Raw genomic sequence first — 4,970 nt, forward strand, 5'->3', positions numbered from 1 at the left:
GGGCCAGCGTGGTTTCGGCGGCCGCGGCTTGCCGATCGCGCTGTGCTTGCCATGCACGGTAATTGCCGGCGTGGCCGTTGAGCTTGCCGTTGTCCAACTGCACGATATGCGACATGGCGTCCAGCAAGGCGCGGTCGTGACTGACAACGATCAGCCCGCCACGGCAGTCGGCGATCCGCGCTAACAACCAGTCGCGCGCGCGCGAATCCAGATGGTTGCTGGGTTCGTCCAGCAGTAGCCCGTCGGGATTTTGCAGCAGTGCGCCGGCCAGCGCCACCCGGGTCAGTTCGCCGCCGCTTGCGGCGTGCGCGGGATGCTCGGGCGTCCAGCCGGGCAGGCCGGCGTCGGCAAGCATCCGCGCCCATTCGTCGCGGATCAGCCAATGGCCGTCGGCCACGTCGAAGTCCTCCTGCCGCGCGCTGCCGGATGCCAGGTTCGCCTGCGCGCGGAGGATCGAGGCGATACCCGCGACGTCGGCCAGCGTCACACCCGGTTCTTGCGGCAACGTCTGCGGCACATAGGCGATCTGCCCATGGCGCACGACCCGGCCGGACTGCGGCGGGAAATCACCGTGCAGCAGGCCCAGCAGCAGCGACTTGCCGGCGCCGTTGCGGCCAATCAGGCCGTGGCGTGCCGTTGAAAAGTCATGGCTGATGTCGTCCAGCAGCACGCGGCCGTCGGGCAGTGCGTGGCTGATGTGGTGCAGGCTGAGAAAGGGCGGGGCCGCGGGCGGCAGGAGGTGCGCCTGATGCGGCGCGTGGGGATGCTGGGCCATGGAAAGCGCTCCGGGTCGATGAGACACCTTGTCCGCATCACGCGGCAAGGAGGATCAGGGGGGAGGGCTTAAAGAATCATGGCCGGGCAGGGCTCCGCGAGGGGAATGATGGGAGTTCGATCGGGACGGCCCCGGAAAGTTCCGAGGGGCAAACGCAGGTCTCAACCTTCCAGCACCCGCAGGTCTGGCGGCCTGTTTTCAATAATCGCCTCCATGCTGAAGAAGCCCGTCACGGTCGACAACTCAAAGTCCGTAATCAGTCTTTGATAGAAGCGGTCATATCCCGCCATGCCGCGGCAGACGACTTTGATCAGGTAGTCCCAGTCACCGCCGATGCGGTAGAACTCGGTGACTTCGGGCAGGCGCTCGACATGCTCGCGGAACCCGTCAGCCCACGCCTTGGCGTGATGGCTGGTCCGGATCATCACGAACACGGTCAAGTCCAGCCCCAGGGCCGCCAGGCTGACCTCTGCCCGGGTGCCGCGGATGATCCCGCAGGCATTCAGGCGCTGCAACCGGCGCCAGCACGCGTTTTGCGACAAACCCACCCGATCCGCCAGCTCGCGCTGAGACAGCGCGCCGTCTTTTTGCAGGCAAGCAATGATGCTTAGATCAAGTTTATCTATTTTTTCCATTTGGTCGATCATATGAACTGTTTTTGCGTGTTTTACGCAAAATATCGGTGATGTTTCATCATGGCTTCCATCGTATGATATTTCCGAATCCATCGGAACCCGCACCATCATGAATACGCCCATCGCGACCCAGCCCGCCAAGCCCAGCCTCTTGCAGCAGTTTCAAGACAGCCTTAAAACCGGCGACGTCGCCGCGGCGCTGGCGGAAGGGCTCATCGGCAAGGACGCCGTCATCGACGGCCCGTTCGGCACCAAACCACTGGTCTACGCCGACTACGTCGCGTCCGGCCGCGCCTTGATGCAGGTAGAACGCTTCATCCTCGAACAAGTGCTTCCGTATTACGCCAACTCGCACACCGAGGCGTCCTATTGCGGTGGGTTCGTCACGCGCTTGCGCCGTGAAGCACGCGCCGCCGTCGGCCGGTGCTGCGGCGCCGGCGACGAGCATGCGGTGATTTTCGCGGGCTCGGGCGCAACGGCTGGCATCAACCGGCTGGTTCATCTGTTCGGCGTGCATGCAGCCATTGCGGCAGGCCGCAAGGTCCGCGTCATCATCGGCCCGTACGAACATCACTCGAACATCCTGCCGTGGCGCGAATGCGGCGCCGAGCTTATCGAATTGGGTGAACACGCCGAAGGCGGACCGGACCTGGCCGCGTTGGCCGCCGCATTGCAAGCGCCCGATGGCACGCTCGTCGTCTGCGCGCTGTCGGCGGCTTCGAACGTGACCGGCATCGTCGCGGACGTCCCGGCCATCACGCGCCTGGTCAAGCGGTCGGGTGCAAAAATGCTGTGGGACTACGCCGGCGGCGCGCCGTACCTGCCAGTCCAGATGTCGCCGGCCGCGGATGCGCAGATTGATGCCATCGTGTTCTCGCCGCATAAGTTCATTGGCGGCCCGGGCGCCTCCGGCGTGCTGATCGTGAGGCGTGACGCCGTGACGGAGACGACGCCGACATGGCCGGGCGGCGGCACCGTCAAATTCGTGTCGCCGGTGGGCCACGATTACAGCGGCAGCCTGGAGTCCCGCGAAGAAGCGGGCACCCCCAACGTCGTGGGTGACATCCGCGCGGCGCTGGTCCTGCTGGTGAAGGAAGCACTGGGCGCCGATTTCATGCAGCAGCGCAACGCGCGCTTCGTGCAGCGGGCGCTTGATGCCTGGAAAAACGTGGAGCATCTGGAACTGCTGGGGTCGCTGACGGCTCAGCGTCTGCCGATCTTCTCCTTCCGGGTGCGCAACGACAAGGGCGGTTTCGTGCATCAGCAATTGGTCACCCGCATGTTGAGCGACCGCTTCGGCATCCAGGCTCGCGGGGGCTGCGCATGCGCCGGGCCTTATGTCCATCGTCTGCTCGACATTGGCGAGGATCAGTCGCTGCAAATGCGCCAGGCCATTCTCGACGGCCGCGAAATTGAAAAGCCGGGTTTTGTCAGATTGAATTTCAGCGCGCTGCTGCCGGACGCCAAGGCGGATTTCATCCTGGAGTCGGTGCGCGCGCTGGCTGCCGACGCCGCCGCCTTCGAAGGGTTGTACGGCTTTGATCCCAGCCGCGCCATTTTCTTCCCGAAAAGCGCCGAACTGGCCGCCGCGGCCTGATCAGTCTTTCATCTGCGGGCCGCAGGTCCGGATCCAGGCGGCCTTCATGTCGGCAAGGTCGTCCGATGCGCGGGTCAGTGTCTTGATGACCTGATCCGAGAAGGCCGCGCCTTGCCGGCGGCAGGCCTCGAAGTCGTCGCTGAGCGCAAAGCGCGCATCCAGCAAGTCCAGGCGGCCTTGGCACAGGTCGCGATTCAGTTGCAGGTCGTTGGACGCTTCGCGTGTGCGTTGCACGTCCTGCGCGCGGTCGACGCTGGCCAGCCCGGCGTCGATCCGGGCTACGCAATCGTCGGCGGCGTGCACGGACGCGCCCGCGCAGGCGGCGATGATCAGGAAGGCGGCCAGGGGCCGGCGGTGCAATGCTGCCATACGGTGAACCTTGGTATTGCGCTGAAGATGCTCCGCATCATAACTGCTGCGAAACCCCCTTCCGATGTTGCGGCGCGGGTGCCGCCACTGCATGGAAAACCAGTATGGCAAATCGCCTGAAGACGTCTACCATCGCTAACAGGTCAACGATTCCGAAGATCCAATCCGGCAAGGGAATTGGACGCACATCCGGCTGAGGTTCTGTTTTATCAACACGTTTGTTGGAGATGAAAGAGAATGGCGAATACGCTCATCAAAGTCGATCTGGACCAGTCCCCGTACGAGAATAAGCAGATCCATAACCGATGGCATCCCGACATCCCGATGGCGGTGTGGGTCAAGCCCGGCGACGATTTTGTGCTGGAAACCTATGACTGGACCGGCGGCGCGATCAAGAACGACGACAGCGCCGATGATGTGCGCGACGTGGACCTGTCCACGGTGCACTTCTTGTCTGGCCCGGTGGGCGTCGAAGGCGCCGAGCCCGGCGACCTGCTTGTCGTGGATTTGCTGGACATCGGCGCCAAGCCCGATAGCCTGTGGGGGTTCAACGGCTTCTTCAGCCGCAACAACGGTGGCGGTTTCCTCACTGAACACTTTCCGCATGCCCAGAAATCCATCTGGGATTTCCATGGCATGTTCACCTCGTCGCGCCATATTCCGGGCGTGAATTTCGCGGGCCTGATCCACCCCGGCCTGATCGGCTGCCTGCCCGACAAGAAATTGCTGGACACGTGGAACCGACGCGAGCAGGCGCTGATCGACACTAACCCCAACCGCGTGCCGCCGCTGGCGAATCCACCGGCGCCCAAGACGGCGCACATGGGCGCGCTGCAAGGCGCCGAACGCGATAAGGCCGCAGGCGAAGGCGCACGTACCGTGCCGCCGCGCGAACACGGCGGCAACTGCGACATCAAGGATTTGTCGCGCGGCGCGCGGGTCTTCTTTCCGGTCTACGTAAAGGGCGGCGGTCTTTCCGTGGGCGACCTGCACTTTTCGCAAGGCGATGGCGAGATCACCTTCTGCGGCGCCATTGAAATGGCGGGCTGGGTGCATATGCGCGTGACGCTGATCAAGGGCGGCATGGAGAAGTACGCCATCAAGAACCCCATCTTCAAGCCCAGCCCCATCACGCCTGCCTACAAGGACTACCTGATCTTCGAGGGCATTTCGGTGGACGAGACGGGCAAGCAGCATTACCTGGACGTGAACGTGGCATACCGCCAGGCTTGCCTGAACGCCATCGAGTATCTGAAGAAGTTCGGCTATTCGGGCGCGCAGGCCTATTCGCTGCTGGGCTGCGCGCCGGTGCAGGGGCATATCAGCGGCGTGGTGGATATTCCCAATTCCTGCGCCACGCTCTGGCTGCCGACCGAAATCTTCGATTTCGATATCCAGCCCTCGGCGTCCGGCCCCATCAAGCACATCAAGGGCGGCGTGGACATGCCGCTGTCGCGCGACCGCTAGGAGACGACGATGCCCATGTATGACTATGCCTGCGGCGATTGCGGCGAATTCGCCGCCTTGCGGCCGCTGGCGCAATGGCGCGAACCGGCGGGCTGCCCGCAATGCGGCGCGGCGTCTGGCCGCATCA

At 63.8% G+C, this 4,970-nt stretch carries 6 protein-coding genes; 3 read left to right on the top strand and 3 right to left on the bottom strand.

Annotated features, from left to right (window positions below):
• Positions 1–775, bottom strand: a 775-nt coding sequence (locus VIR09_RS01535; RefSeq protein ID WP_332011113.1) for an ATP-binding cassette domain-containing protein, incomplete at its 3' end; no start/stop codon positions are given.
• Between the two features lie 161 nt (positions 776–936).
• Positions 937–1,422, bottom strand: coding sequence for an Lrp/AsnC family transcriptional regulator (locus tag VIR09_RS01540; RefSeq protein ID WP_332011116.1), 486 nt, complete (start codon positions 1,420–1,422; stop codon positions 937–939).
• Between the two features lie 97 nt (positions 1,423–1,519).
• On the opposite strand from VIR09_RS01540, the gene VIR09_RS01545 reads away from it, so the two are divergent.
• A complete protein-coding gene (locus VIR09_RS01545; RefSeq protein WP_313461204.1) occupies positions 1,520–3,007 on the top strand; it encodes an aminotransferase class V-fold PLP-dependent enzyme in 1,488 nt (495 codons plus the stop codon).
• On the opposite strand, the gene VIR09_RS01550 is transcribed toward VIR09_RS01545, so the two are convergent.
• The gene (locus tag VIR09_RS01550; protein ID WP_105556439.1) at positions 3,008–3,376 is read right to left on the bottom strand and encodes a hypothetical protein; all 369 of its coding nucleotides are present in this window, start codon (positions 3,374–3,376) and stop codon (positions 3,008–3,010) included. It abuts the gene before it with no gap.
• 237 nt (positions 3,377–3,613) lie between these two features.
• Between VIR09_RS01550 and fmdA the strand changes: the two genes are divergently transcribed.
• A complete protein-coding gene (fmdA, locus tag VIR09_RS01555) occupies positions 3,614–4,843 on the top strand; it encodes a formamidase (protein ID WP_105556438.1) in 1,230 nt (409 codons plus the stop codon).
• 15 nt (positions 4,844–4,858) lie between these two features.
• Positions 4,859–4,970: FmdB family zinc ribbon protein (locus tag VIR09_RS01560; protein ID WP_414639359.1), on the top strand; the 112-nt coding region annotated here is incomplete at its 3' end.

Origin of the sequence: Achromobacter sp. (assembly GCF_036567245.1) — a bacterium.
Taxonomy (GTDB): domain Bacteria; phylum Pseudomonadota; class Gammaproteobacteria; order Burkholderiales; family Burkholderiaceae_B; genus Achromobacter.

Coding starts and splice junctions, on each gene's coding strand:
- VIR09_RS01540 (WP_332011116.1), bottom strand. CDS start 1,422: ATGATCGACCAAATGGAAAAAATAGATAAACTTGATCTAAGCATCATT.
- VIR09_RS01545 (WP_313461204.1), top strand. CDS start 1,520: ATGAATACGCCCATCGCGACCCAGCCCGCCAAGCCCAGCCTCTTGCAG.
- VIR09_RS01550 (WP_105556439.1), bottom strand. CDS start 3,376: ATGGCAGCATTGCACCGCCGGCCCCTGGCCGCCTTCCTGATCATCGCC.
- fmdA (WP_105556438.1), top strand. CDS start 3,614: ATGGCGAATACGCTCATCAAAGTCGATCTGGACCAGTCCCCGTACGAG.